This window comes from Roseovarius sp. CH_XMU1461 (assembly GCF_037027165.1).
GTDB classification, from domain to species: Bacteria; Pseudomonadota; Alphaproteobacteria; order Rhodobacterales; family Rhodobacteraceae; genus Roseovarius; species Roseovarius nubinhibens.
Genome location: NZ_JAYMDV010000006.1, coordinates 58,715 through 85,150, shown reverse-complemented (window position 1 = coordinate 85,150; position 26,436 = coordinate 58,715). Strand labels below are relative to the sequence as shown.

Below are 26,436 nucleotides of genomic sequence, written 5' to 3'. Positions count from 1 at the left end.
TTACCTTTCTACACCAAGAGGACACGCAAACGGGCGTTTGCGCAACCTCTCAACCGGGGCGGGGAGGAAAAGTTCCCCGCGCCGGTCAGCGTGTTGTCAGGTGATCTTAACCCTGAAGCGGCAGAACGTCCAAATCGCCTTCGAGGCGGGCCTGCATCGCCTGGGCCGCGGCATGGGCACCGGCGGCGGTGGTGAAATAGGGCAGCTTGTCATAGAGCGCGACCGAGCGGATCTCGCGGCTGTCCTCGACCGACTGGGTGCCTTCGGTCGTGTTGATCACCAGATGGATGCCACCGTCCTTGAGCATGTCGACGATATTGGGCCGGCCCTCATAGACCTTGTTGACCACCTCGCAGGCGATGCCGTTTTCCGTGAGGAAAGCGGCCGAGCCACGGGTTGCCACGATTTCGAAGCCGAGATCGATCAGGGTGCGGGCGGTGTCGGCCATGGCCGGGGTCTTGTCGGCATCCTTGATCGACAGGAAGACGCGGCCTTCGGTGGGCAGGATGGTGCCCGCGCCGAGCTGTGCCTTGAGGAAGGCACGGGCAAAGGAGCGATCCCAGCCCATGACTTCGCCGGTCGAGCGCATTTCCGGGCCGAGGATCGTATCGACGCCGGGGAAGCGGGCGAAGGGCATGACCGCCTCCTTGACCGAGAACCACGGCATCGCCGGATCGGCGAGGGTGAGCGGATCGGCCATCGGCACGGTGCCGGGCTTGGCGTCCTTGGCATAGCTGCCACGATGGGCAAAGTTCGACAGCGGCTCGCCCGCCATGACGCGCGCGGCGATGGAGGCGATGGCGCTGTCGGTGGCCTTGGCCACGAAGGGCACGGTGCGCGAGGCGCGCGGGTTGACCTCGATCAGATAGATGTCATCGCCCTTGACCGCGAATTGCACGTTCATCAGCCCGACCACGTTCAGCGCCAGCGCCAGCGCGCGGGTCTGTTCCTCGATCCGGGTGATGATGTCTTGCGACAGCGAGTAGGGGGGCAGCGAACAGGCGCTGTCGCCCGAGTGGACGCCCGCCTCTTCGATATGCTGCATGATGCCCGCGACATGCACGTCCTTGCCGTCACAGATCGCGTCGACATCGCATTCGATGGCGCCCGAGAGATAGCCATCGAGCAGCACCGGGCTGTCGCCCGAGACCACCACCGCCTCGGCGATGTAGCGTTCGAGCTGGGCCATGTCGCGGACGATTTCCATGGCGCGGCCACCCAGAACATAGGACGGGCGGATCACCAGCGGGAAGCCGATTTCATCTGCAATGGCAAGCGCTTCGGCGTCGGAATGGGCGATGCCGTTATGCGGCTGTTTGAGGCCGAGACGGTTGACCAGATCCTGGAACCGTTCGCGGTCTTCGGCGAGGTCGATCGCGTCGGGCGTGGTGCCGAGGATCGGGATGCCTTCGGCTTCGAGCGCATTGGCGAGCTTGAGCGGCGTCTGGCCGCCGAACTGAACGATGACGCCATGCAGCGTGCCGTTTTGCTGTTCGGTGCTCAGGATTTCCATCACATGTTCAAAGGTCAGCGGTTCGAAATAGAGCCGGTCCGACGTGTCATAATCCGTCGAGACGGTTTCCGGGTTGCAGTTGACCATGATGGTTTCATAGCCGGTGTCCGACAGGGCGAAACAGGCGTGACAGCAGCAATAGTCGAATTCGATCCCCTGACCGATCCGGTTCGGGCCGCCGCCGAGAATGACCACCTTCTTGCGGTCGGAGGGGCGGGCCTCGCATTCCACCTCGCCCATCACCGGGCTTTCATAGGTGGAGTACATATAGGGGGTCTGGGCCTCGAATTCGGCGGCGCAGGTGTCGATGCGTTTGAAGACGGCGGTGACGCCTGCGGCGCGGCGGGCGGCGCGGACTTCGGTTTCGGTCTTGCCGGTCAGGATGGCGAGCCGGGCATCGGTAAAGCCCAGCATCTTGACCGCGCGCAGCCCGTGTTCGTCGCTCGGCAGGCCATTGGCGCGGATCTCGGCCTCGGCCTCGACGATTTCGCGGATACGCTCGAGGAACCACGGATCAAAGGAGGTGACGGCCTGAATTTCGTCATTGCTCAGCCCTTCGCGCATCGCCTGGGCGATGGTGCGCATCCGGTCCGGCGTCTGACGGCTGATCGCCTTGATGACGGCTGCCTTGCCGGCCTCGGTGGGGCCTGCGCCTTCGATCTCGACCTCGTCGAACCCGGTGAGCCCGGTTTCCATCGAGGCCAGCGCCTTTTGCAGGCTCTCGTGGATGGTGCGGCCGATGGCCATGGCTTCGCCCACCGATTTCATCGCGGTGGTCAAGAGCGGCTCGGAGCCGGGGAATTTCTCAAACGCAAAGCGCGGGATCTTGGTGACCACATAGTCGATGGTCGGCTCAAAGCTCGCCGGGGTGACCTTGGTGATGTCATTGTCGAGCTCGTCGAGCGTGTAGCCCACGGCGAGTTTCGCGGCGATCTTGGCAATCGGGAAACCGGTGGCCTTGGATGCCAGCGCCGAAGAGCGCGACACGCGCGGGTTCATTTCGATCACGACCATGCGGCCATCGACGGGGTTCACCGCCCATTGCACGTTCGAGCCGCCGGTTTCTACGCCGATCTCGCGCAGCACGTTGATCGAGTGGGTGCGCATGATCTGATATTCTTTGTCGGTCAGGGTGAGCGCCGGGGCCACGGTGATAGAATCACCGGTGTGCACGCCCATCGGATCGACGTTCTCGATCGAGCAGACGATGATAGCGTTGTCGGCCTTGTCGCGGACGACCTCCATCTCGAACTCTTTCCAGCCCAGCAGGCTCTCGTCGACGAGAATCTGGTTGACCGGCGAGGCATCCATGCCGGTGCGGCAGTAATGGATATAGTCGTCGCGGTTGTAAGCGACGCCGCCGCCGGTGCCGCCGAGGGTAAAGGCGGGGCGGATGATGGCGGGCAGGCCGATGTCTTCGAGCGCCTCGAGCGCGATCTGCACACCGGCGTCGAGATCGGCATTGCCGTTCTCTTTCTTGGGGGCGGTGACGATGGTGGCGCGGGGGTTTTCGATGCCGAGACGGTCCATCGCTTCGCGGAAGAGCTTGCGATCTTCGGCCATTTCAATGGCTTCGCGGTTGGCGCCGATCAGCTCGACGCCGAATTTCTCGAGCACGCCCATATCGGCCACCGCCAGCGCGGTGTTGAGCCCGGTCTGACCGCCCATCGTCGGCAGGAGGGCGTCGGGGCGTTCCTTCTCGATGATCTTGGCGACGATCTCGGGGGTGATCGGTTCGATATAGGTGGCGTCGGCCAGTTCGGGATCGGTCATGATCGTGGCCGGGTTGGAGTTCACCAGGATGACCCGGTAGCCCTCTTCGCGCAGGGCCTTGCAGGCCTGAGCGCCGGAATAATCGAACTCGCAGGCCTGCCCGATGACGATGGGGCCGGCCCCGATGATCATGATGGACGAGATATCGGTTCTTTTTGGCATGTCATTCCCCGGAGCAGCGCAAATTGGTGGCGTTATAGCTGTCGCGCGTCTCGGCGCAAGGGGGCGTGGTGTGGTTTTGAGGGTGCCAAGCAGGGAGCGAGCGTTTACATAGCCCCGATCACCGGAACAGGGGATGGATGGTGCAGATTCGCTTTGATCACGGGCCGGAGGGTGCGGCGTGCCGGTTTGACGCCGCGCGGCACGAGATTGTGGCCCATCAGCCGGACGAGGTGCCCGAGGCGCTGGCCGCGCTCGATGCGGCGCGGGCGGCGGGCGCGTGGATCGCGGGCTATGCGAGCTATGAGCTGGGCTATGCGCTCGAGCCGCGGCTGGCGCCGTTGATGCCCGAGGGCCGCGCGCTGCCGCTGCTGCGGTTCGGGGTCTATGACGCGCCTGAAGAGGCGGCACCGCTGGTGTCCGGGCCCGCCGCGCTTGCCAAGTTTGCGCCGCGCTGGTCCGAGACAGACTATGCGGCGGCGTTTCAAGTGGTGCATAATTATATCTGTGCGGGCGATTTCTATCAGGCGAACCTGACCTTTCCGATTGATATGCGGGCGCAGGGCAAGGCGGAGGCGCTCTATGCGGCGCTGGCCGAGGTGCAGCCGGTGCGGTTCGGCGCGCTCATCGAGGCGGCGGGGCAGCCGGCGATCCTGTCGCGGTCGCCCGAGCTCTTCTTTCGCACCGATGCGGCGGGCCATATCGAGACGCGGCCGATGAAGGGCACCCAGCCGCGCAGCGACGACCCGGCCGAGGATGCGCGCGCGCGGTTCTTTCTACAGTCGGATGAGAAGAACCGGGCCGAGAACCTGATGATCGTCGATCTCTTGCGCAATGACCTGAGCCGGGTGAGCCTGCCCGGGTCGGTGCGGGTGCCGGAGCTCTTTACCATTGAGAGCTATGAGACGGTGCATCAAATGACCTCGCTGGTGACGGGGCAGATGGTGCCGGGGACGGGGCTTGCCGAGATCTTCGCGGCGCTTTTCCCCTGTGGGTCGATCACCGGCGCGCCCAAGCTGCGGGCGATGGAAGTGCTGCGCGAGCTCGAGCCTTGGCCGCGCGACATCTATTGCGGCACGATCGGCTGGGCCGCGCCGGATGGGCGGTCAGAGTTCAACGTGGCGATCCGCACCTTGATGCTCGACGACGGGCAGGTGCGGTTCAACGTGGGCGGCGGGCTCGTCTATGACAGCACCGCCGATGGAGAATATGAGGAGGCGCTGTGGAAAGCCCGCTTTGCCCGCCGGATGATCCCGGGTTCCGACTGATCGAAACGCTGCGCTGGGAGCCGGGGCAGGGCGCGCGGGAGGCCGCGCGTCATCTGGCGCGGCTGGCCCGGTCGGCGCGGGCGTTCGGCATCGAGGTCGAGGGCGCCCGCGAGGCACTGGCCGGGGTTGTGGGCGAGGCGCCCTTGCGGCTGCGGCTGACGGTGGATGCGGCGGGGCGGGCCGAGCTGACCTGCGCGCCTTATGTACCGCTGCCCGAGGGCACGGTCTGGCGGGTGGGGCTGGCGGAGACGCGGCTTGCGTCGGACGATCCGTGGTTGCAGCACAAGACGACGCGGCGGGCGCTCTATGATCAGGCACGGGCGGATCTGCCGGGCTGGATCGACGAGATGCTCTTTTGCAATGAGGCGGGCGCGGTTTGTGAAGGGACGATCACCAATCTTTTCGTGCCGCGCGGCGGCGTGCTGCTCACCCCGCCGCAGGCAGAGGGGCTGTTGCCCGGTATCCTGCGCGAGAGATTGATCGAGGAGGGGCGGGCGCGCGAGGCGCGGATCATGCCGGACGATCTGAGCGACGGGTTCTTTGTCGGCAATGACCTACGCGGGCTGATCAAGGCGCGGTTGGTTTAGCGCACTGATGTCGTGCATTGGTGTAGCGCCAAGGCCACGCGCGGCGCGCAGGTGATCAAAACCGGTGACAGGGGGCGCGCGGCGGGCTAGTCTTAGCCTCATCCACATGACGCCCAAACGAGGATGGGGGATACGCGATGTATAGAGGACTCTGGTTTACCCACGGCTGATGCCGCCCGGAGTCCGTCTTGCGCGATGGGCCTGAGGGCCGCGCATGCCGATACATCGCCCTTCCTGACTACCCTCTTGGATATTATCCGTCATGTCCCGTTTTTACCGACTTTTCGAAACCCTCGTTGATCCCTTTGCGCCCGCGTCCAAGGCGACGCCGCCGGCCTCGCTCTGGGCTTATCTCACCTCTCATTATGGGCCGTTCTATCGCTGGATGGCCTGTCTTGCCTTGACCGGCATCGTTGTGGCGCTCATCGAGACCGGGCTCATCTTTTACTCTGGCCGGGTCATCGACCTGATTTCCGCAGGCGGGCCCGAGGGCTTTTGGTCGCGGCACGGGGCCGAGCTCGGGCTGGCGGTGCTGGTGATCCTTCTGGCGCGGCCCTTGATGATCACGCTGCAACATCTTCTGCTTGAGCAGATGCTGGCCTCGAATATGCAGGAACAGGTGCGCTGGCGCGCGCATCAGCATCTCTTGGGGCAGTCGAGCGGCTATTTCCAGAACGAATTCGCCGGGCGGCTCACCAATCGGGTGATGCAGGCGGGCGAGGCCGTAGAAGACGGCACCTACATGTTCTTCGAAGGCATCTGGTACGCGCTGAGCTATGTGCTCAGCGCGGCGGTGATCCTTGGCGGGGTGAACCCCTGGCTGGCGGTGCCCTTGGTGCTCTGGGTGCTGCTTTATGGGCTCTATGTGCGCCATATCGCGCGGCGGGTGGCGGTGGCCTCGGAGAAATGGTCGGATGCGCGGTCGATGGTGACGGCGCGGGTGGTCGATGCCTATGCCAATATCGAGACGATCAAGCTCTTTGCCCGGGACGGGGCCGAGGAACGCTATGTCCAGAGCGCGATGCGGCGGCTTCGGCTGCGGTTCCAGCGATTCCTGCGGTTGATGACCGAATTGGGTCTTGGGCTCGCGGTGCTGAACGGGCTGTTGCTCATCGGGGTGGTGGGGCCTGCATTGTGGCTGTGGTCCGTCGGTATCGTGTCGGTGGGCGAAGTGTCGGCGGCGGCGGCGCTCACGTTGCGGCTCAACGGGATGAGCGGCTGGATCATGTGGGTGGTGATCCGCATGTTCGAACATGCGGGTGTCATCCGCGAGGCGCTGCGGTCGCTGGCGGTGGAGCATGAGGTGCGCGATGCGCCCAAGGCCCCGGCGCTGGCGCTGCGTGAGGCGGGGATCGAGTTTCGCGGCGTGAGCCATCACTATGGCAAAGGGCGCGGCGGGCTCGACGGGGTCAACCTCGTGGTGCGGCCGGGCGAGAAGGTCGGTCTGGTCGGGCGTTCGGGGGCGGGCAAGTCGAGCCTTGTGAACCTCTTGTTGCGGTTCCGCGACCCGGAGGCGGGGCAGATCCTCATCGACGGGCAGGATTTGCGTCAGATCAGCCAATCCTCGCTGCGCGGGGCGATCGGCATGGTGAGCCAGGACAATTCCCTTCTGCATCGTTCGATCCGGGCCAATATCCTCATCGGGCGGCCCGAGGCGAATGAGGCCGAGATGGTCACCGCCGCCGAGAAGGCCGAGGCGCATGGCTTTATCAAAGGGCTGCGCGATTCGGCGGGGCGCAGCGGCTATGGCGCGCATGTGGGCGAGCGGGGGGTCAAGCTCTCTGGCGGGCAGCGGCAGCGGGTGGCGATTGCGCGGGTGATCCTCAAGGATGCGCCGATATTGGTGCTGGACGAGGCGACCTCGGCCCTCGATTCCGAGGTCGAGGCGGCGATACAGGACACGCTCTTTGGGATGATGGAGGGCAAGACGGTGATTGCCATCGCGCACCGGCTGTCAACCATTGCCCAGCTCGACCGGATCGTGGTGATGGACGCGGGCCGCATCGTCGAGGAGGGGAGCCATGATGGTCTGTTGGCGCGGGGCGGCATCTATGCCGATCTCTGGGCGCGGCAATCGGGCGGGTTTCTGGGCGCGGAGTGAGGCGGGCGACGTGAGCCCCCTGAGTATCCGCCGCGCGGGTCGGGCGGGGTTTTGCACGCAAATCCCCGCCCATCCGGCGATTTGCGTGTTAAAATCCTGTTACCTGCCGGGAAACCGGGGGTGCGGGACTTGACGGGGGGGGCGATTCCGCCTAATCACCCGCGAACGGAATTCGGGGCGCTGCCTGTGGCGGTGCCCGCTTCATATTTCGGCGGGCGGTGGCCTGCTGGACAAGCTACGAGGATGATCCCATGTCGCGCCGCTGCGAACTGACCGGAAAAGGCCCGATGGTTGGCAACAATTCCAGCCATGCCAATAACAAAACCAGACGTCGGTATCTGCCGAACCTGAACGACGTGACGCTGCAGTCGGAAACCCTGAGCCGTGGCATCAAGCTGCGGATCTCGGCCCACGCCCTGCGCTCGGTCGATCACCGTGGCGGTCTGGACGCCTTCCTGGCGAAAGCCAAGGATAGCGAGCTCTCGACCACCGCGCTGAAGGTCAAGAAAGAGATTGCCAAGGCCCAGGCTGCGAACGCCTGAGACGCCTGAGCGTTTCGCAAGATTGAACAGCCCTGCCGGATGCGGCGGGGCTGTTTTTCCTGTTGTGGCGGGGCGTTAGGGGCCGGTGTTCATCCTGTCGCGCCCTTGCGCAGGCCATTTGCCGCAGGGCCGTGGCTATCACTGGCGAGACGGCGTGCGCGGCGCTAGATTGACCGCGATGATACGGTTTGCGATCTCTTACCTTCTGGTGCTGAGCCTGCTTTTGGCGGGGCAGATCACCAGCCTCGCGCGGGGCGGTGGCATGACGGATGTGGTCATGGTGCTCTGCGGTGGCGAGGGGAGCGTGCCGATGCCGGGCGACGACCGCGCGCATCTGCCCTGTGACGATTGCGTCATGGTGGCGGGGCTGGCGGTGCTGCCCGGGGCGCTGGCGATGGTCGCGCCGGGGGCGTCGCGGGACCGGGCCTATGCGCTGCCGGTGGCGCAGGGCTATGTCGATCTGGGGTTTGCGCCGGTGGCGCGGGGGCCGCCTGTGGCGCGCGCCTGACCCCAAGATAAATTCAAAATTCCCATAGAGTTGAAGGAGAGACCTCATGTCTTTCAAAGCGTTTTTTGCCGCAGCCCTGCTGGTGGCGTCGCCCGCGTTGGCGGGGGAGATCGAAATCACCGATGCCTATGCGCGCAGCGCCTCGCCGGTGGCCAAGACCGGAGCGGCGTTTCTGGTCATCGAGAATCACGGGGCGGCGGATCGGCTTCTGTCCGTCGCGTCGCCTGCGGCCAAGCTGGTGCAGCTGCATGATCATGTGGATGCGGGCGATGGCGTCCTGCAGATGCGCCATAGCGAAGACGGGTTTGAGCTGCCCGAGGAGGGTGTTCTGACGCTCGAGCGGGGCGGCAAACATGTGATGTTCATGGGGCTGACCCAGCCCTTTCGCGAGGGCGAGAGCGTGCCTCTGACGCTGACCTTTGAGCAGGCCGGCGATGTCGTGATCGAGGTGCCGGTGGACCTGCAGCGCAGCGAGATGGGCGGCCATGATCATTCGGGCCGTGCCGGTCATTCCGATCATTCCGGGCACGGCACGAAGGAGTGATCATGCCTCAGCCGGCCAGCAGGGTCTCGACAAACTCAGGCACGATCTTGCTGGCCGGGCCATAGTGGGCCTCGTCGAAATCGCGGGCGTTTTCAAAGGGTTCTAGGTTGAGCTCGACCGTGCGCGCGCCGAGGCGGCGGCAATGCTGGGCATAGGCGGCGGCGGGGTAGACCTGACCGGATGTGCCGATGGAGACAAAGAGATCGGCCCCGTTCAATGCGGGGTCGATCACCTCGGCCCCATAGGGGATTTCGCCGAACCAGACCACATCGGGCCGGGTGGCGGGGGCCGCGCAGGCGGGGCAGCGATCGGCGGGCTGCATCACCAGCGGCGCGGGCCAGCGATGGTCGCAGGCGGCGCAGAGGGCGCCCATGAGCGTGCCGTGCATCTGGAGGACCTGGGGGGAGCCGGCGCGGTGGTGGAGGTCGTCGACATTCTGGGTGATCAGCGTGACCTCGCCGGGGTGCTCGCGGGCGAGGCGGGCGAGGGCGAGATGGGCCGGGTTGGGCGTGGCCTCGGCGGCTTGGGCGCGGCGGGCGTTGTAGAATCGGTGCACCAAATCGGGGTCGCGGGCAAAGCCTTCGGGGGTGGCCACATCTTCGATGGCGTGCTGGGCCCAGAGACCGCCTTCGTCGCGGAACGTGCCGAGGCCGCTCTCGGCGGAGATCCCTGCGCCGGTCAGGATGACGATCTTTTCCATGGGCGTGATTTCCTGTAAGTCATTGGCAAAGGAGATGTTTCATGTCCCAGCCTATCCTCTTTGTCTGTCTTGGCAATATCTGCCGGTCACCTGCGGCGGAGGGGGTGTTTCGCCAGATGAGGCCGGGGCATCCGGTCGATAGCGCGGGCACCGGGGGCTGGCATGTGGGCGAGCCGCCGCATGGGCCGATGCAGGTCGCCGCAGAGGCGCGGGGCTATGATCTGTCGCCGCTCCGGGCGCGGCAATTCGTGGTGGCGGATTTTGACCGGTTCGATCTGATCCTCGCGATGGATGACCAAAATCTCGCCGAAATCAAACGTCTGCAACCCGTCGGTAACACGTCGGTATTGCGACGGTTGACGGATTACGCCCCGGAGGCGGGGCGCGACCATGTGCCGGACCCCTATTACAGCGGCGATTTCGACGGCACGCTCGACCTCATCGTGCGGGCGGTGCGGGGGCTCTGTCAGAGCCTCGATGAAGCCCCGGATCAGGGCGCGGATCGGGGTCGGGATCAGAACCCGCGATAACCCGAACAGGCCCCGGCCAGTTTCGGATTCTTCGAAGGCGGGATTTGGCGGCTGAAAAATGAGACGGGGGGTCGGGGGAAAATCCTTGCCGAAAGGCCGATGAGGGGCGCATTTCAAAGCGGATAGGAGTTTTGCCATGCCGCTTACATATCTCAAGACCGCCACGCCGCAGCCTCAGGAGGCGCTCAACGACATCGCCGATACGGTGCAGCTCATGCTGGGTCGGATCAAGGCCGGGGGCGCGCAGGTGGCGCTTGAATATGCCCGCCAGCTCGATGGCTGGAGCGGCGAGATCACCGTGAGCCGGGCCGAGATCGACGCGGCCATCGCGCGGGTGCCGCAATCTCTCAAGGATGACATTGCCTGGGCGCATGAGAACATCCGCCGCTTTGCCGAGGCCCAGCGCGCCACGGCGCAGGACATGGAAATCGAGCTGCGCCCCGGTCTCATCGCCGGGCAGAAGCAAATCCCGGTCGCGGCGGCGGGCTGCTATGTGCCGGGCGGGCGCTATACCCATATCGCCAGCGCGCTGATGAGCATCACCACTGCACGGGTTGCCGGGGTCGAGGATGTCACCGCCGTGTCGCCGCCCTGCATGGGCGGGCCGATCCCTGACGAGATGCTCTATACGATGGATCTGGCAGGGGCGACGCGCATCCTGTGCATCGGTGGTGTGCAGGGTGTGGCAGCGATGGCCTTTGGTCTCTTTGGTGCGCCCGAGGCGGATATTCTGGTGGGGCCGGGCAATGCCTATGTGGCCGAAGCCAAGCGGCAGCTCTTTGGTCCGGTGGGGATCGACATGTTTGCCGGGCCGACCGACAGTCTGGTGCTTGCCGATGACAGCGCCGATCCGGAGATCGTGGCGATCGACCTCATCGGTCAGGCCGAGCATGGGGTGAATAGCCCCGTCTGGCTCGCCACCACCGATACGGCGCTGGCCGAGGCGGTGATCAAGGCGGTGCCCGGCGTGATCGACAGCCTGCCCGAGCCGAACCAGAGCGCCGCGCGGCAGGCGTGGCATGATCTGGCCGAGGTGGTGGTCTGCGACAACCGCGAGGAGATGGCGCAATATTCCGACGAAAAGGGCCCGGAGCATCTGCATGTGCAGGCGCGCAACCTCGATTGGTGGCGCAAGCGGCTGCACAGCTATGGCTCGCTCTTCCTCGGTGAAGAGACCACGGTGACCTTTGGCGACAAGGCCTCGGGGCCGAACCATGTGCTGCCGACCTCGGGGGCGGCGCGCTATACCGGCGGGCTGTCGGTGCATAAATTCCTCAAGACCGTGACCTGGCAGACGGTGGATGCCGAGGCGCTGCCCGATCTGGCGCGTGTCAGCGCGGTGATCAGCCGTGCCGAGCGGATGGAGGGCCATGCCCGCGCCGCCGATATCCGTCTTGAAAAGCTCGTGCAGGCCAGCGCGCCGAAGGCGGCCAAGGCCTGAGCTGCGGGGCTTGTGCCGCTCTCAACTCCGGGCGATAACCCGCGAAAGATGGGCGATAATTCGGGGGATCAGGCGATGCGATCTGTAGGTATTTTGGGCGGCATGGGGCCAGAGGCCACGATCCTTCTCATGCAGAAGGTGCTGGGCGCGGTGACGGCCCAGGATGACGCGGATCACCTGCCGCTCATCGTGCATCAGAACCCGCAGGTGCCGAGCCGTATCAAGGCGCTCCTGGAAGGCGGCGGCGAAGACCCCGGTCCGGTGCTCGCCGCGATGGCGCAGGATCTCGAGCGGGCGGGCGCGCAGGCGCTGGCCATGCCCTGCAACACGGCGCATCACTATGCCGATGCGGTGCGCGAGGCGAGCGGGCTGCCGTTTCTCGATATGCTGGAATTGACCGCCGCGCATCTGGCGGCGCTTGGGGCCAAGCGCATCGGCATGCTGGCCTCGCCCGCGACGCGGCGGGTCGGTGTCTTTGACCGTGTGTTCGCGGCCCATGGCCTCAGCCCGGTGTGGACCGGGGATGAGGATGAGATGCTGGCGATCATTCGCGCGGTGAAGGCGGGCGAACCGATGGCGCCGCTCGGCCCGCGGTTGCGGGGCTTGGCGGATGCGATGGCGGGGGCCGATCACTGGCTCGTGGCCTGTACCGAGCTGTCGCTGATGACCGGCGCGCTGGAGGGCGGGCCGGGCTGGACCGACAGTCTCGATTGTCTGGTGGCCGGGGTGGCGGAGTTCGGCTTCGCCTGAGCTTTGCCCTAGCGGGTCGGCACCGGCTCGCCGCTGCGGTAATCATAAAAGCCACGGCCCGATTTGCGCCCGAGCCAACCCGCCTCGACATATTTGGTGAGCAGCGGGCAGGGGCGGTATTTGGTGTCCGCCAGCCCATCGTGCAGCACGTTCATGATCGCAAGGCAGGTGTCGAGCCCGATGAAATCGGCCAGTTCCAGCGGCCCCATCGGGTGGTTTGTGCCGAGCTTCATCGAGGTGTCGATCGAGGTCACATTGCCGACGCCCTCATAGAGCGTATAGACCGCCTCGTTGATCATCGGCATCAGGATGCGGTTGACGATGAAGGCCGGGAAATCCTCGGCTGAGGCGGCGGTTTTGCCAAGCTTCTCAACCACTTCGTGACAAGCCTGAAAGGTTTCCTTGTCGGTGGCGATGCCGCGGATGAGCTCGACCAGCTGCATCACGGGGACCGGGTTCATGAAGTGGAACCCCATGAATTTCTCGGGCCGGTCGGTGCGGCTCGCGAGCCGGGTGATGGAGATCGACGAGGTGTTCGACGTCAGGATCGTATGCGGGGCGAGATGCGGCACGAGATCCTCGAAAATCGCGGCCTTGAGCGCCTCTTTTTCGGTGGCGGCCTCGATCACCAGATCGGTGGCGCCGAGATCGGCGAGGGTGAGCGTCGTCGATATCCGCGCCATGGCGGCGTCGCGATCCTCGGCGCTGACTTTGCCGCGGCTGACCTGGCGGTCCATGTTGCCGGTGATCGTTTCGATCCCGCGGTCGAGCGCGTCCTGGCTGATGTCGGTCAAGAGCACCTCATAGCCCGCCAGCGCCATCACATGGGCGATGCCATTGCCCATTTGTCCTGCTCCGATGACGCCGATTTTCCGGATGTCCATTCACTTTGCTCCGCATCTTTGAGTTGGGCGCAGGATAGGCCCCCGAGGCGGGGGGCCGCAAGGGGCGCAGGGTGCGAAAGATTCTCGGCAAATTGCGTCTTTAGACATTTCTCAACAGCTTTGCGCGAATCCTGCCCATGGGTGAAAGAGAGGTGGGACTTATGGCCTATGAACGCCAGGGGGAAACCCCGCTTGACTATATGCCATGTCGCTATGGCATGTCGAAACTCCTGTTCCGGGGACCGAGGCGCAGTTTGAGCGGCCGCTATGCCGCGTTTCTGGGTGGGACGGAGACCTATGGAAAATTCATCGCGCGGCCGTTTCCGTCGCTGATCGAGACGCGGACCGGGGTGAAATGCATCAATTTTGGCTGGCCGAATGCGGGGATCGATGCGTTTTTGCATGATCCCGATGTGCTCAGCGCGGCGGCGGGGGCACGGGCGGTGGTGCTGCAGGTGCCGCCGGCGCAGAATATGTCCAACCGGTTCTACCGGGTGCATCCGCGGCGCAATGACCGGTTTGTCGAGGCCTCGCCGATGCTGCGGGCGATTTTCAATGAGGTGGATTTTACCGAGTTTCATTTCACCCGGCATATGCTGAGCCGGTTGCGGGAGCAGTCGCTCGACCGGTTTGCGTTGGTCCGGGATGAGCTGCAGGCGGCGTGGCTGGCGCGGATGCGGCTGCTGATCGAGCGGATCAACGCGCCGGTGGTTCTGCTGTGGCTCTCGGCGCATGAGATGCGGCGCGATGCGGGGATGCCCGATCTGATCGAGGACCCGGCCTTTGTCACGCGGGGGATGATCAAGGCGCTGATGCCGATGGTGCGCAGCGTGGTGGACGCGACGGCGAGCGCCGAGGCCATGCAGGCGGGGGCGCAGGGCATGGTGCATTCCGATTTCGAGGCGACAGTGGCGTCAGAGCTGCTCGGCCCGCAGGTGCATCAGGAGACGGCGGCGCGGTTCGGCCCGGTGATCGAAGAACTGGTGAATGCGTGAGAGGGTCAAGTGGGCCATGAAAAAGGCCCGCCGAGGGGGCGGGCCTGGAGTGTTCAGGGCGTTAAAGGAGGCCATGTTTGCGCGTGTAGTCCTCTATGCGCTTTTCGATCTCCGGGGTCGTGCCCTGCCGGAAGCATTGGTCGAAGGCGGGGTCGTAGACGTCCTTGATCTGTTCGTAGGCTGAGTAATCGCCGGTTGCGAAGTCAGCGTAGATCTCGGGATCGCCGATTTCTTGCAACGCGGCTTCGGTACAAACACAGGCGTAGACGATCATCGACAGGGACGGCTCTTCGCCGCCCGTGGCCTCCATGTAGCTCTGAACCGATGCGGGGTAGCAGCTATCCACGAATGTCTCCCAGCTGCCGTCGCCCAGTTTCGGGGTCGGCTTGGCGGATAACGAGACGCCGAAGGCCGTTGCGAGACCCTGTTCGATACGGGTCATGTGTTCGCTGTCACAGCCCTGCGTCGTCAGCAATGTGTCGACACCGTTGCGCACTCCGGAGAGGGGGTTGCTGTTCAGAAATTTGATGTTCGCTTTCACCCAAGGGACGAATTCGGGTCTGACGGCGATGGACCCGGTCAGCGTCTGTGTCTCGCTGTTCATTTCCACGCCGTAACTGTTCACCTCTGATTTTTTGACGGTGACAGAAAACGGGACCTCCTCGGCATTCGCAAAAATGCAGCTTGCTGGGTGTTTCGCGATCGCCTGTAGAATGTGGAAGGCATCGGTCGCGATTTCGGACTTGGAGGCCAAGGAGGGATCGTTTTCATAGATGGCCCTGAAGCCAGGAAAGATCGACATGTTTTGTGCAAGCTCTGGCGGCAAACCCTCAGCGAAGCTGGCGGATCCGAAGGCCAGGAGGAGAGAGCTTGTTGCAAGAATTCTCAGTTGCGGTTTGGCCATTCTTACAATCCTTCATGCGGAAATAAGTCTAAAGGCGAAACGTTACCGGCAAATCTAAAGGTAAGACCGTACCGGACGTGGTGCAAAAGTAAAGAAACCGCTCTGACGGGCCCGACGTGAGCGGGGATTAGAAAGAAGTGGCCGAGCCGGTGCGGGACCGGCAGCCCATAAGAAAAAGGCCCGCCGAGGGGGCGGGCCTTGTCGATTTTGCAGAGATCTGAGCGATCAGAGCTTGGAGGTCAGCTCGGGGACGGCTTCGAAGAGGTCCGCCACGAGGCCGTAATCGGCGACCTGGAAGATCGGGGCTTCTTCGTCCTTGTTGATCGCGACGATGATCTTCGAGTCCTTCATGCCGGCGAGGTGCTGGATGGCGCCCGAGATGCCTACGGCGATGTAGAGATCCGGTGCCACGACCTTGCCGGTCTGACCGACCTGCCAGTCGTTCGGGGCATAGCCCGAATCGACGGCCGCGCGCGAGGCGCCAACGGCGGCGCCGAGCTTGTCGGCGAGGGCTTCGATGATCTTGAAGTCTTCTTCGGAGCCGACGCCACGGCCGCCCGAGACGACGACGCCTGCCGAGGTGAGCTCGGGGCGGTCGCTTGCGGCAACCTTGTCTTCGACCCATTCCGACAGGCCGGGGTTTTCAGCGGCCGAGATGGTTTCGACCGAGGCCGAGCCGCCGTCGCCCGCCGCATCGAAGGTCGAGGTGCGGAAGGAGATGACTTTTTTCGCGTCCGAGGATTTCACCGTCTGGATCGCGTTGCCGGCGTAGATCGGGCGTTCGAACGTGTTGCCATCGACAACACCCGACACGTCCGAGATCACCATGACGTCGAGCAGAGCGGCCACGCGGGGCAGCACGTTCTTGGCGTCGGTGGTGGCGGGCGCGACGATATGTTCGTAATCGCCTGCGAGGCTGACCAGCAGCGCCGCGGTGGGTTCCGCGAGGCGGTGACCGAGCGAGGCATCTTCGGCGACGAGCACTTTGGACACGCCGTCGATCTTGGCGGCGGCTTCACCGGCGGCGGCGGCATTTGCCCCACAGCACAGCGCGGTCACATCGCCCAGTTGTTTCGCGGCGGTGACGGCCTTTGCGGTTGCGTCGAGCGCCAGTTCACCATCGGTGACTTCTGCGAGAAGAAGAACAGCCATTACACAGCCCCCACTTCTTTGAGTTTCGCCACGAGCTCGTCGACCGAGCCCACAATCTCGCCTGCCTTGCGGGCCTCGGGTTCGTCGGTCTTGACGATTTCGAGACGCGGGCTGACATCGACGCCGTAATCGGCGGCGGTTTTCTCGTCGAGCGGCTTTTTCTTCGCTTTCATGATGTTGGGAAGCGAGGCGTAGCGCGGCTCATTGAGGCGCAGATCGACGGTGATGATGGCGGGCATCTTGACCTTGATCGTTTGCAGGCCGCCGTCCACTTCGCGGGTGACGAGCGCGCTGTCACCATCGATGTCGAGGCCGCTGGCAAAGGTGCCTTGGCTCCAGCCGAGCAGCGCCGAGAGCATCTGACCGGTGGCGTTCATGTCGTTGTCGATCGCCTGCTTGCCCGCGAGGACGAGACCGGGCTGTTCTTCTTCGACGACCTTGGCGAGGATCTTGGCCACGGCCAGCGGTTCGATGTCGGTGTGAACGTCGTCGGCGGCAACCACGAGAATGGCGCGGTCGGCCCCCATGGCGAGCGCGGTCCGCAGGGTTTCCTGCGCCTGCTTGACACCGATCGAGACCGCGACGACCTCATCGGCCTTGCCGGCCTCTTTCAGGCGGATCGCCTCTTCGACGGCAATCTCGTCGAAGGGGTTCATCGACATTTTCACATTGGCAAGATCGACACCGCTCCCGTCCGCTTTGACGCGCACTTTCACGTTATAGTCGATCACGCGTTTGACAGGCACAAGCACCTTCATTGGCATGGTCTCCCTTGAAAAAACACCTGACCAGTCGAGTCAGGCGCAAGCTATCTCGCAGGGTTTTACCGAGTCGCGACCGGGGACAACAGGCCAAAATCGTCATTATTGGGCTCTGTGACGTCGCGATGCTGCCCGGCGTGCCTCGCTGAGGAAACTTTGTTGCGAATTGCCGCCAGCCTGTTCCGCAGGCGGGCGCGGATCAGCGGTTGGCGCCGGGCACCCAGAGCACGTCGGCGCGGCCTTCGTCATTGGCCATGCGGGCGGCGGCGAAGAACCAGTCGCTCAGCCGGTTGAGGTATTTCACGGCGGCCGGGTTCACCGGTTCGTCGCCCGCCAGTTCCACGGCGAGCCGTTCGGCGCGGCGCGACACGGTGCGGCAGAGGTGGAGCTGGGCCGCGAGGCGGCTGCCGCCGGGCAGGATAAAGCTGCGCAGCGGTGTGAGCGTGGCGGTCATCGCGTCGATTTCGGCCTCGAGCCGGGTCACCTGTTGGTCGCTCATCCGCAGCGGCGGGTAGTCGGCCTCGGCATCCTTGTCCATGTCGGGGGTGCAAAGATCGGCGCCGAGATCGAAGAGATCGTTCTGGATGCGGGCGAGGGCCTGATCCATGTCGCTGTCGGCCTCGGCCTCGATCCGGGCGAGACCGACGGTGGCGTTGGTTTCATCGACCGTGCCATAGGCGGTGACGCGGGCCGAATGTTTGGCGACGCGGGTGCCATTGCCGAGGGCGGTGTCGCCCTTGTCGCCGGTGCGGGTGTAGAGCTTGTTCAGGACCACCATGTCATTGGCCTCCGCTGCTGCGCAGCCAGACAAAGCCGAGAATCAGCAGGACTGCGATGAATTGCGCGGCGATGCGCCAGCGCATGATCTTGTTGGCGTGTTTGCGGTTGAACTCGCCGCCCCGGCCAAAGGTTGTCACGCCGAAGACAAGGATGCCCAGCACGATGACACAGGCGGCTGCCACCACCCAGAAGAGGGGATCTTGGGCCATTTGAGGGCTCCTTTCGTGATCTGTTATTGCCTAGATATCTAGGCGGCACTCGCCTGAAACCGAACCGGAAATGTGCCGGTTGCGGCGTTTGGTCCGGGGCTTTGGCCTGTGCGCGCTGGTCAGGCGCCGTCGAAGGCGCAGAGCATGTCGACATCCATCCCCATGGCGCGCAGCCGGGCCGCGCCGCCAAGCTCCGGCAGGTCGACGGCAAAGCTGCAGCCGACCACCTGACCGCCGAGCCGCTCGATGAGGCGGATGCCGGCCTCGGCGGTGCCGCCGGTGGCCAGCAGGTCATCGACCAGCAGCACCCGTTCGCCGGGTTCGATCGCGTCTTCGTGGATCTCGACCACGGCCTCGCCATATTCGAGCAGATAGGCCTCGGAGATCTTGCTGCCGGGGAGTTTGCCGGCCTTGCGGATCGGCACGAAGCCACAGCCCAGCCGATGCGCTATGGCACCGCCGAGGATGAAGCCGCGGGCTTCGAGCCCTGCGACCTTGTCGATGTCGCGGCCCTGGGCGGCCTCGACCATCTGATCGACGGCGAGGGAAAAGCCTGCGCCATCGCCGAACAGCGTGGTCACATCGCGGAACATGATCCCCTCATGGGGGAAATTCGGGATGGTGCGGATATAGTCTTTGACGGTTTTCATAAGGCTGTTCTAGCAGTGCGTGTGTCGGAGCGCCATATTCAATTGCTGCGCCGCAGCGTCGCGGTCATCACCCCCATCGCCACCAGAGCCATGCCGCCCGAGCGGGTCAGCCAGGTGATCACGGCGGGGCGGCGGATGGTGCTGCGCAGCCGGTCGGCCAAGAGCGCATAGGCCAGCGCGTTGAGGGCGGCGAGGGTCACGAACGTCGCGACGAGGATGACGAATTGCGGCAAGAGCGGCGCGTTGAGCGTGACGAATTGCGGGACAAAGGCGATGAAGAAGGCGATGGATTTCGGGTTGAGCGCGGTCACCCCCGCCGCGTGCCAGAAGACGCCGCGGGTGGTGATCTCGCGGGTGGGGGTGGCGTCGAGCCCCTCGGAGGGGGCGGAGCGCAGCAGTTTGATCCCCATCCAGACCAGATAGGCCGCGCCGATCCATTTTAGCGCGGTGAAGAGCGTGGCCGAGGCCAGCACCAGCGCGCCGAGACCGGCGAGCGAGGCGGACATGGCGACGAGATCGCCCAGCGCCACGCCGGCGGCGCTGGCAAGCGCCACGCTGCGGCCTTTGGAGAGCGCGTAGCTCAGCACCAAGAGGACCGTGGGGCCGGGAATGAGCAAGAGCGCGGTGGAGGCGGCGACGAAGGCGAGCCAGAGATCGAGAGGCATGGGCGGAGCTTTCGGTTAAAGGAGACTGGCTAGAGAAGACGGCCCGCCACCGCGTCGAGCCGCGCCACGAGGGCGGGGTCGCGGGCGTCGGGCGCGGTGAGGATAGCATGATCGAGAGCGCGGTCACAGCCATGCGGGCAGGGCGCGCGCTCGGCCTCGAGCAGGCCGGGGAGCCGTTCGATCATGGCGCGGCCCTTGTCGGCATTGCCGGTGAGCGTGGCGATGATCTGGGTCACGTCGACCTCGCCATGATCGGGATGCCAGCTGTCGTAATCGGTGACCATGGCGATGCTCGCATAGCAAAGCTCGGCCTCGCGGGCGAGCTTGGCCTCGGGCATGTTGGTCATGCCGATGACGTCCGCGCCCCAGTGTTCGCGGTACATGCGCGATTCCGCCAGCGTCGAGAATTGCGGGCCTTCCATGGCGAGATAGGTGCCGCCGTCATGCACGGTGATGCCCGCGTCGATGGCGGCGGTGAGGCAGGCCGCCGAGAGCCGGGGGCAGGTCGGGTGGGCGACGCTTACATGGGCGACGCAGCCGGGGCCAAAGAAGGATTTCTCGCGGGCGAAGGTGCGGTCGATGAATTGATCCACCACGACGAAATCGCCGGGGGCCATCGCCTCGCGGAACGACCCGCAAGCAGAGACCGAGATAACATCGGTGACGCCCAGCCGTTTCAGCGCGTCGATATTGGCGCGATAGGGCACGGAGGTCGGCGTGTGGCTATGGCCGCGCCCGTGACGGGGCAGGAAGGCCAGCGCCATGCCGTCGAGCGTGCCGGTGAGGATCTGATCCGAGGGCGCGCCCCAGGGGGTCTCTACCGTTTGCCATTCAGGCGATTGCAGCCCGTCGATCTGATAGAGGCCCGATCCACCGATCACGCCCAGCATTGTCTTGGTCATCTTTGGTCCTTTCGCTTGGCCCGGATCGTGGCGTGGGCGGCGGCGAAGTCAACCCGTCACGGGTCGCGATCTGCCGCATCTGTCGCGAAAGTGAGGGGTGGGGGATTGACAGGGGGCGCAACTAGGTAGACTGGTCTACCTAGTTACTTGGTGCGGAGGGCTTGGCGTGGCACATACCAAAGGCGAGACGGCGCGGGACCGGCTGCTGCGGGCGGCGGAAGAGCTGTTTTACCAAGATGGGATCGTGGCGACCGGCATCGACCGGATCATCGCGCGTGCCGGGGTCGCCAAGCAGAGCCTTTACAACAATTTCGCCTCCAAATCGGCGCTGGTCGAGGCCTATATCGAGGCGCGCCATGCCGAGTGGCTGGCGTTTCATGCGGCGCGGGTTGAGGGGCTCGATGATCCGCAGGCGCGGATCCTGGCGGTGGTCGATGCCTATGCGGATCACGCGAATTTCGCCTATGAGCGCGGGTTTCGCGGCTGTGGGCTACTCAATGCGGCGGCGGAATTGCTGCCCGGGGATCCGGGCCGTGCGGCGGTGCGGCGGCATAAGGAAGAGGTCGAGGCGATCCTGCGGTCCGAGCTTGCCGAGATCTGCGGCGAGGGGGCGGCGGCGCGCTATGCGCGGCAGTTCGCCTTTCTCATCGAAGGGGCGATGGTGCGCGCGGGGCTTGAGGGCAGCGATGCCTGTCTGCGCGAGATGCGCGACATGTTGAGTGTGATGATGCCGGGGCAGGATCCGGCGGGTGAGGAGTAAAGTGATGGCGCAGGGAATGAGTTTTGCCGGGGTGGCGGCAGTTTTGGTGGCGTCGATCCTCTGGGGGACCACGGGGACGGCGGCGACATTCGCGCCGGAGATGAGCCCGGTCGCCATCGGCGCGGCGGCGATGGGGTTTGGCGGGCTGTTGCAGGCGCTGGTGGCGCTGGGCGGGCTGCGGCGGCACCGGGCAGGGATCATGCGGGAATGGCGCTGTCTGTGGCTCGGGGCGGTGGCGGTGGCGCTCTATCCGCTGGCGTTCTACGCCTCGATGCGGCTGGCGGGGGTGACCATTGGCACGCTGGTGTCGCTGGGGTCCGCACCGCTGTTGTCGGCCTTGATCGAATACCGGCTCGACGGGCTGCGGCTCAGCCGGCGCTGGATGATCGGGGCGGCGATCGGCCTTGTGGGGATGGCGCTCTTGAGCCTTGCCGAGACCGGCGGGCATGGGGTGGGCGGCACGCATCCTCTGGCCGGGGCGCTGTTGGGGCTTGGGGCCGGGTTCACCTATGCGCTCTATTCCTGGACGGCGCGGCGGATGATGCAGCGCGGGATCAGCGCGCGGGCCACGATGGGGGCGACCTTTGGGCTGGGCGGGCTGCTGCTCATGCCGGTTCTGGCGCTCACCGGCGCCGGGTTTCTCGACAGCTGGCAGAATGCGGGCGTGGGGATCTACATGGCGGTGGTGCCGATGTTTCTGGGCTATCTCGCCTTTGGCTATGGGCTGGCGCGGGTGGCGGCGAGCCTCGCCACCACGCTGACGCTGTTCGAGCCGGTGGTGGCGGCGCTCTTGGCGGTGCTGGTGGTGGGTGAACGACTCGATCCGCTCGGCTGGACCGGGGTGGCGCTGGTGGTGCTGTGCCTGCTGTGGCTCACCTGGCCGGTGCGGCCGGGGGTCGCAATGCGCAAAGCGCCTGCGGGCTAGGCAAGCCGGGGTGCGCCCGCCGCGCATTTGTCACGGTTGACGGGCGAGGCCGGGGCGCAAGACGGGGCGGAGTTGTCAAAACCCGGTCAAACGGGTAGGGGGCGCGCAAATGCCCGCAATCCCAAAAGGACGATACCCCGTGAAAAAGACCCTTCTCGCGGCGCTAGCCAACAATATCTCGATGCCTGATCTGAGCATCATGCAGGATGAACATCTGACCATGGGCCGGGTGCGCACCGAGCTTTTGTCGGGGCTCACCGTGGCGCTTGCGCTGGTGCCCGAGGCGGTGGCCTTTGCCTTTGTCGCCGGGGTGCATCCGCTGGTCGGGCTCTATGCCGCGTTCCTCGTCGGTCTGGTGACCGCGGTGATCGGCGGGCGGCCGGGGATGATCTCGGGCGCGACCGGAGCCTTGGCAGTGGTCATGGTGGCGCTGGTGGCGGAGCATGGCGTCGAATATCTCTTTGCGACCGTGGTGTTGATGGGCATTCTTCAGGTGATTGCCGGGGCGCTCAAATGGGGCAAATTCATCCGTCTGGTGCCGCATCCCGTGATGCTTGGCTTTGTGAACGGGCTCGCCATCGTGATCTTTCTCGCGCAGCTCGGTCAGTTCAAGGAGCCGGGCAGCATGGTCAACACCGGCCATGGCATGTCGGGGGGTACCTGGCTCGCCGGGGTCGAGATGATGACCATGCTGGGGCTTGTGGCGCTGACCATGGCGGTGATCTGGGTCATGCCGCGCATCACCCGCATCGTGCCGGCACCGCTGGCGGGGATCGTGGTGGTCGCGGGGCTGGTGATCGGGCTTGGGCTCGAGGTGCCGCGGGTCGGCGATCTGGCCTCGATCGAGGGCAGTTTCCCGGCCTTCCATTGGCCCTTTGGTCAGGGGGAGGGGCTCTATGGGACGCCTCTGGCGCCTCTCAACCTCGAAACCTTGCAGATCATCCTGCCCTATGCGGTGATCCTCGCGGCAATTGGCCTTATCGAGAGCCTGCTGACCCTCAACCTCGTGGGTGAGATCACCGGGCGGCGGGGCGGTGCGAGCCAGGAATGTATCGCGCAAGGTCTGGCCAATACGCTCACCGGGTTTTTCGGCGGCATGGGGGGCTGTGCGATGATCGGCCAGTCGATGATCAATGTGAAATCGGGCGGGCGGACGCGGATTGCCGGGGTGGCGGCGGCGTTGTTCCTGCTGATCTTTATCCTCTTTGCCGCGCCGCTGATCGAGCAGATCCCGCTCGCGGCGCTGGTCGGTGTGATGTTCATGGTGGTGATCGGGACGTTTGCGTGGAACTCGTTCAAGATCCTGCGCAAAGTGCCGATGACGGATGCCTTTGTCATCATCCTCGTGACCGTGGTGACGGTGATGGAAGACCTCGCGGTGGCGGTGGTCGTGGGGGTGATTGTCTCGGCGCTGGCCTATGCGTGGAACAATGCCAAGCGCATCCACGCGGTCGAACGCGAGTCGGTGACCGAGAAGGGCGCCAAGGTCTATGAGATCCAGGGGCCGCTGTTCTTTGGCTCGACCGATGGCTTTGTCGAGCTCTTCGATTACGAGGGCGATCCGGAGGTGGTGATCGTCGATTTCGATGCGAGCCGGGTGGTGGACCAATCGGCGCTGCAGGCGATCGAGACGGTGGCCGGGCGCTATGAGGCCGAGGGCAAGCGGATCATGCTGCGCCATCTGAGCCGCGACTGTCATCAGCTTCTGACGCGGGCGGGGCATCTGGTGGTCGATAGCGACGACGATCCCGATTACGCGCTGGCGGTGGATTACGGTGTGCGGACCGGGGTGCTCGGGGGGCATTGAGCCGGGGCCATAGCGGCACAGAAAAGGGGCGGGTCCGAGAGGGCCCGCCCCAACTGCTCTTGGGTCTTGGTCTTGCGGTCTTGGTCTTGGCTGAGACCTGAAGCGCGGCTGGCCTTAGTGGCCGAAGATATGCAGGCGGCGCGAGAGGCGCAGGCCGCCGAGGCGGATCGCCGCGATGCTGCGGGTCAGGCCCAGCACCAGATCGCGGGTGTGTTCGGCGCGCATCTGGCGGCCGAGTGCCACATAGTGATCCACGTCGAGCGTGCCATCGGAACGCAGCTTGGTGTCTTCGTCAAAGCCAAAGGCATCGGGTGTCAGATCGGTTTGGGAGGTGTCGGACTTGGTCACGGGAGGTCTCCTTGTCATCTCTGTTTCCAGATGTAGCCATCTTCTGGCGGAAGGGAATGACAGTTGGGTAACCATCCCGTGATAATCGTCATAAATGCTGACCTTTTGGCTGATTTTTCTGCACCTGCACAGTTTTCGAGCAGGGTGAAAACGCAAATAGCGCCCGGTTTTTAAGGCCGGACGCTATTTTGATGCTGTGCTGCGGCATGGAATGCTGCATTTGCGAGAGGTGAGTCGCGGCGGGGTTAGACCTCGGGGCGGGCCAGTTCGAACACCTCGCGGACGGCGGCGTAATCCATGTAGCCGAGCCGCGCGATGGGCACAAAGCTCGTGACATCAAAGCGGCCATCGCGGAGGCAGTCCTCGCGGATATGAACGCCGGTGACCTCGCCGAAAATGGCGAAATTGGCGGCGCCCTTGAGTTGCAGGATCTCGGTCACCTTGCATTCGAGCGCGGCGGGGGCGTCGGCCACGCGGGGGCAGTCGATCGTCTCGCAGGGCGCCGAGGCGAGGCCTGCGCGGACGAACTCATCGCTCTCGGGCGGCAGGGCGGCGGAGCTTTCGTTCATCTGATGCAGCATCGCCTCGCTCACCACATTGACGCAAAACGTGCCGCTGTCGCGGATGTTGCGCAGGCTGTCTTTTTCATTGGTCGAGGAAAACATCACCTGGGGCGGGACGTAAGCCACTGCGTTGAAAAAGGAATAGGGCGCGAGATTGGCCACGCCATCGGCGCTCTTGGAGGATATCCAGCCAATGGGACGCGGCGAGACGATGGCGTTGAACGGGTTGTGCGGCAGGCCATGACCGTCTTCGGGGCGGTAAAACATCGCGCGGGGCTCCTCGGGTGATTTTCTAGGTTTGTGCAAGGCTTACGCCCGTGATAACCGCTTTGCCACCCGAAAACGCCCAGAAAGGCCGCCTGCACAGTGTTCGAATTACGCCCGGAAACCGCGGAGGACTGGTGGGAGGTCGAAGCGCTCTATGATCTGTGCTTTGCACCCGGTCGTGAGGCGCTGTCGTCCTATCGGTTACGCGACGGTATTACGCCGGTATCCGGTCTGTGCCTCGTGGCGCGCGATCCGAGCGGTATCGTGGCCGGTGCGATCCGCTATTGGCCGGTGATGGTGGGCGCGGCGCGGGCGCTGTTGCTCGGGCCGGTGGCGGTGCACCCGACGCGGCAGGGCGAGGGGCTTGGCGGCTTGCTCATTCATGGCAGTCTCGACAAGGCGCGCGAGCAGGGCTGGCCCCGGGTGATGCTGGTGGGCGACGCGCCCTATTATGCGCGCTTCGGGTTCGAGCGGCTCGACGGGGTCGAGATGCCGCCGCCGACCAACCCGGACCGGGTGCTGGGCATCGCGCTGCGGCCCGATGCCTGGGCGGGCGTCACCGGCCATGTGACCAAAGTCACCTGATCCGCAAATTATCTTGAAAATCTCTGGCGCGTGCCGATCTTTAGAGGATGAGCACACCTGATCTGACCCTGTTGGGCCCGCCGATTTCCGAGGATGACACGCAAAAGGCGCTGCAGGCCTTGGCGTTGCGCCATGCCCGGGCCGATGGGCTCGGGATGCAGGTTCTCAACGCGCTGGGCGGGTCGGCCGCCGATATCATGGGCCGGTTGCCGGCGCCGATCCGCGACCGGATGGAGGGTGCCACCGCCGAGGCGCTGCGCCTTGCGATGGAGGCGGCGCATCGGTCGCGCGGCGTGGTGGGCGGCCAGCCCGGCTGGCTCAACCGGGCGGTGACGACGGCGATGGGGGCGGCGGGCGGTCTCGGCGGCATGCCGGGGGCGATGGCCGAGCTGCCGGTGACCACGGCGATCCTTCTGCGCACCATTCAGGACGTGGCCGAGGAAGAGGGGTTTGACCCCTCGGAGGAAAGCGTGCGCTATGATTGCATTCAGGTCTTTGCGGCCTCTGGCCCGCTGGAGCGGGATGACGAGGCGGATCTGGCCTTTCTCGGCACGCGGCTCGCGGTGACGGGGCCGGCGCTCAACGCGCTGATCGCGCGGGTGGCGCCGCGTCTGGCGGCGGTGCTGGGGCAAAAGCTTGCGGCGCAGGCGGTGCCGGTGCTGGGGGCGGCGGCAGGGGCGGCGGTCAACTACGCCTTTACCGGCTATTATCAGCAGATGGCGCATGTGCATTTCGGGCTGCGGCGGCTGGCCATCGAGGCCAACCGCGATCATGATGAATTGGTCGCGGAGTTTCGCAAGCTGATCACCGCGCCGGCGGTCAAACGCGGCTAGGGCCGCGTTTCAGCGTCCCGTTCAGGGCCC

At 65.0% G+C, this 26,436-nt stretch carries 28 protein-coding genes; 15 read left to right on the top strand and 13 right to left on the bottom strand.

Going from position 1 to position 26,436, the window contains the following annotated elements; genetic code table 11:
* Window positions 1-106: 106 nt before the first annotated feature.
* Entirely contained in the window at window positions 107-3,448 is a 3,342-nt protein-coding gene (carB, locus tag WA237_RS15640) for a carbamoyl-phosphate synthase large subunit (protein ID WP_336098763.1), read from the bottom strand.
* A 140-nt stretch (window positions 3,449-3,588) separates the two neighbouring features.
* On the opposite strand from carB, the gene WA237_RS15635 reads away from it, so the two are divergent.
* The 6 genes from WA237_RS15635 (at window position 3,589) to WA237_RS15610 (ending at window position 8,995) form a co-directional block, all read left to right on the top strand.
* Window positions 3,589-4,713, top strand: a complete 1,125-nt coding sequence (locus WA237_RS15635; RefSeq protein WP_336098762.1) for an aminodeoxychorismate synthase component I — start codon at window positions 3,589-3,591, stop codon at window positions 4,711-4,713.
* Entirely contained in the window at window positions 4,668-5,300 is a 633-nt protein-coding gene (locus WA237_RS15630) for an aminotransferase class IV family protein (protein WP_336098760.1), read from the top strand. The genes WA237_RS15635 and WA237_RS15630 overlap by 46 nt, the downstream gene beginning before the upstream one ends.
* A 262-nt stretch (window positions 5,301-5,562) precedes the next feature.
* Window positions 5,563-7,401, top strand: coding sequence for an ABC transporter ATP-binding protein (locus WA237_RS15625; protein WP_336098758.1), 1,839 nt, complete (start codon window positions 5,563-5,565; stop codon window positions 7,399-7,401).
* 251 nt (window positions 7,402-7,652) lie between these two features.
* A complete protein-coding gene (gene rpmB / locus WA237_RS15620; protein WP_009812329.1) occupies window positions 7,653-7,943 on the top strand; it encodes a 50S ribosomal protein L28 in 291 nt (96 codons plus the stop codon).
* A 178-nt stretch (window positions 7,944-8,121) separates the two neighbouring features.
* Window positions 8,122-8,451 carry a hypothetical protein gene (locus tag WA237_RS15615; protein ID WP_336098756.1) on the top strand — a complete coding sequence of 110 codons (330 nt, stop codon included), beginning with the start codon at window positions 8,122-8,124 and terminating at the stop codon, window positions 8,449-8,451.
* A gap of 46 nt (window positions 8,452-8,497) precedes the next feature.
* Window positions 8,498-8,995, top strand: a complete 498-nt coding sequence (locus WA237_RS15610; RefSeq protein ID WP_336098755.1) for a copper chaperone PCu(A)C — start codon at window positions 8,498-8,500, stop codon at window positions 8,993-8,995.
* A gap of 7 nt (window positions 8,996-9,002) precedes the next feature.
* Here the strand turns inward: WA237_RS15610 and WA237_RS15605 are convergent, their stop codons facing one another.
* Entirely contained in the window at window positions 9,003-9,695 is a 693-nt protein-coding gene (locus WA237_RS15605) for an NAD-dependent deacylase (RefSeq protein ID WP_336098754.1), read from the bottom strand.
* A 41-nt stretch (window positions 9,696-9,736) separates the two neighbouring features.
* On the opposite strand from WA237_RS15605, the gene WA237_RS15600 reads away from it, so the two are divergent.
* From WA237_RS15600 to WA237_RS15590, 3 genes are all read left to right on the top strand, one after another.
* Window positions 9,737-10,225, top strand: coding sequence for a low molecular weight protein-tyrosine-phosphatase (locus WA237_RS15600; RefSeq protein WP_336098753.1), 489 nt, complete (start codon window positions 9,737-9,739; stop codon window positions 10,223-10,225).
* A gap of 136 nt (window positions 10,226-10,361) precedes the next feature.
* On the top strand, window positions 10,362-11,666 hold the full coding sequence (gene hisD / locus WA237_RS15595; protein WP_336098752.1) for a histidinol dehydrogenase: 1,305 nt from the start codon (window positions 10,362-10,364) through the stop codon (window positions 11,664-11,666).
* A 75-nt stretch (window positions 11,667-11,741) separates the two neighbouring features.
* Entirely contained in the window at window positions 11,742-12,416 is a 675-nt protein-coding gene (locus tag WA237_RS15590; RefSeq protein WP_336098751.1) for an aspartate/glutamate racemase family protein, read from the top strand.
* Window positions 12,417-12,424: 8 nt separating this feature from the next.
* Here the strand turns inward: WA237_RS15590 and WA237_RS15585 are convergent, their stop codons facing one another.
* A complete protein-coding gene (locus tag WA237_RS15585) occupies window positions 12,425-13,300 on the bottom strand; it encodes a 3-hydroxybutyryl-CoA dehydrogenase (RefSeq protein WP_040617758.1) in 876 nt (291 codons plus the stop codon).
* 161 nt (window positions 13,301-13,461) lie between these two features.
* Here WA237_RS15585 and WA237_RS15580 point away from each other — a divergent pair, with 161 nt between their 5' ends.
* On the top strand, window positions 13,462-14,295 hold the full coding sequence (locus tag WA237_RS15580; protein WP_336098749.1) for a DUF6473 family protein: 834 nt from the start codon (window positions 13,462-13,464) through the stop codon (window positions 14,293-14,295).
* Between the two features lie 61 nt (window positions 14,296-14,356).
* Here WA237_RS15580 and WA237_RS15575 read toward each other — a convergent pair whose 3' ends face one another.
* From WA237_RS15575 to WA237_RS15540, 8 genes are all read right to left on the bottom strand, one after another.
* Window positions 14,357-15,199 (bottom strand): hypothetical protein, encoded by an 843-nt coding sequence (locus tag WA237_RS15575; RefSeq protein WP_336098748.1) that lies wholly within the window; start codon window positions 15,197-15,199, stop codon window positions 14,357-14,359.
* A gap of 225 nt (window positions 15,200-15,424) precedes the next feature.
* Window positions 15,425-16,351, bottom strand: a complete 927-nt coding sequence (locus WA237_RS15570; protein ID WP_009812319.1) for an electron transfer flavoprotein subunit alpha/FixB family protein — start codon at window positions 16,349-16,351, stop codon at window positions 15,425-15,427.
* A complete protein-coding gene (locus WA237_RS15565; RefSeq protein WP_009812318.1) occupies window positions 16,351-17,109 on the bottom strand; it encodes an electron transfer flavoprotein subunit beta/FixA family protein in 759 nt (252 codons plus the stop codon). Before WA237_RS15565 ends, WA237_RS15570 begins: the two co-directional genes overlap by 1 nt.
* Window positions 17,110-17,311: 202 nt before the next feature.
* The gene (locus WA237_RS15560; protein ID WP_336098746.1) at window positions 17,312-17,890 is read right to left on the bottom strand and encodes a cob(I)yrinic acid a,c-diamide adenosyltransferase; all 579 of its coding nucleotides are present in this window, start codon (window positions 17,888-17,890) and stop codon (window positions 17,312-17,314) included.
* 1 nt (window position 17,891) lies between these two features.
* Window positions 17,892-18,101, bottom strand: coding sequence for a twin transmembrane helix small protein (locus WA237_RS15555; RefSeq protein ID WP_009812316.1), 210 nt, complete (start codon window positions 18,099-18,101; stop codon window positions 17,892-17,894).
* Window positions 18,102-18,220: 119 nt separating this feature from the next.
* The gene (locus tag WA237_RS15550) at window positions 18,221-18,751 is read right to left on the bottom strand and encodes an adenine phosphoribosyltransferase (protein WP_009812315.1); all 531 of its coding nucleotides are present in this window, start codon (window positions 18,749-18,751) and stop codon (window positions 18,221-18,223) included.
* 38 nt (window positions 18,752-18,789) lie between these two features.
* Window positions 18,790-19,416 carry a LysE family translocator gene (locus WA237_RS15545; RefSeq protein ID WP_336098743.1) on the bottom strand — a complete coding sequence of 209 codons (627 nt, stop codon included), beginning with the start codon at window positions 19,414-19,416 and terminating at the stop codon, window positions 18,790-18,792.
* Window positions 19,417-19,445: 29 nt separating this feature from the next.
* Complete coding sequence (locus WA237_RS15540) at window positions 19,446-20,318, bottom strand: S-methyl-5'-thioadenosine phosphorylase (protein ID WP_336098742.1); 873 nt, start codon at window positions 20,316-20,318, stop codon at window positions 19,446-19,448.
* 166 nt (window positions 20,319-20,484) lie between these two features.
* On the opposite strand from WA237_RS15540, the gene WA237_RS15535 reads away from it, so the two are divergent.
* The 3 genes from WA237_RS15535 to WA237_RS15525 all read left to right on the top strand — a co-directional run bounded on the left by WA237_RS15535 (window position 20,485) and on the right by WA237_RS15525 (window position 23,810).
* Window positions 20,485-21,078 carry a TetR/AcrR family transcriptional regulator gene (locus WA237_RS15535; protein ID WP_336098740.1) on the top strand — a complete coding sequence of 198 codons (594 nt, stop codon included), beginning with the start codon at window positions 20,485-20,487 and terminating at the stop codon, window positions 21,076-21,078.
* A 4-nt stretch (window positions 21,079-21,082) separates the two neighbouring features.
* On the top strand, window positions 21,083-22,003 hold the full coding sequence (locus WA237_RS15530; protein ID WP_216014638.1) for a DMT family transporter: 921 nt from the start codon (window positions 21,083-21,085) through the stop codon (window positions 22,001-22,003).
* Between the two features lie 181 nt (window positions 22,004-22,184).
* Window positions 22,185-23,810, top strand: a complete 1,626-nt coding sequence (locus tag WA237_RS15525) for a SulP family inorganic anion transporter (protein ID WP_442970273.1) — start codon at window positions 22,185-22,187, stop codon at window positions 23,808-23,810.
* 114 nt (window positions 23,811-23,924) lie between these two features.
* Here WA237_RS15525 and WA237_RS15520 read toward each other — a convergent pair whose 3' ends face one another.
* On the bottom strand, window positions 23,925-24,158 hold the full coding sequence (locus tag WA237_RS15520) for a hypothetical protein (RefSeq protein ID WP_009812309.1): 234 nt from the start codon (window positions 24,156-24,158) through the stop codon (window positions 23,925-23,927).
* 245 nt (window positions 24,159-24,403) lie between these two features.
* Complete coding sequence (locus tag WA237_RS15515) at window positions 24,404-24,988, bottom strand: flavin reductase family protein (protein WP_336098737.1); 585 nt, start codon at window positions 24,986-24,988, stop codon at window positions 24,404-24,406.
* A 99-nt stretch (window positions 24,989-25,087) separates the two neighbouring features.
* Between WA237_RS15515 and WA237_RS15510 the strand changes: the two genes are divergently transcribed.
* Together WA237_RS15510 and WA237_RS15505 are read left to right on the top strand one after the other, a co-directional pair.
* Window positions 25,088-25,573: a GNAT family N-acetyltransferase gene (locus tag WA237_RS15510; protein ID WP_040617756.1), complete on the top strand. Its 486-nt coding sequence runs from the start codon at window positions 25,088-25,090 to the stop codon at window positions 25,571-25,573.
* Between the two features lie 47 nt (window positions 25,574-25,620).
* Window positions 25,621-26,406, top strand: coding sequence for an EcsC family protein (locus tag WA237_RS15505; protein ID WP_336098736.1), 786 nt, complete (start codon window positions 25,621-25,623; stop codon window positions 26,404-26,406).
* The last annotated feature ends 30 nt before the right edge of the window (window positions 26,407-26,436 follow it).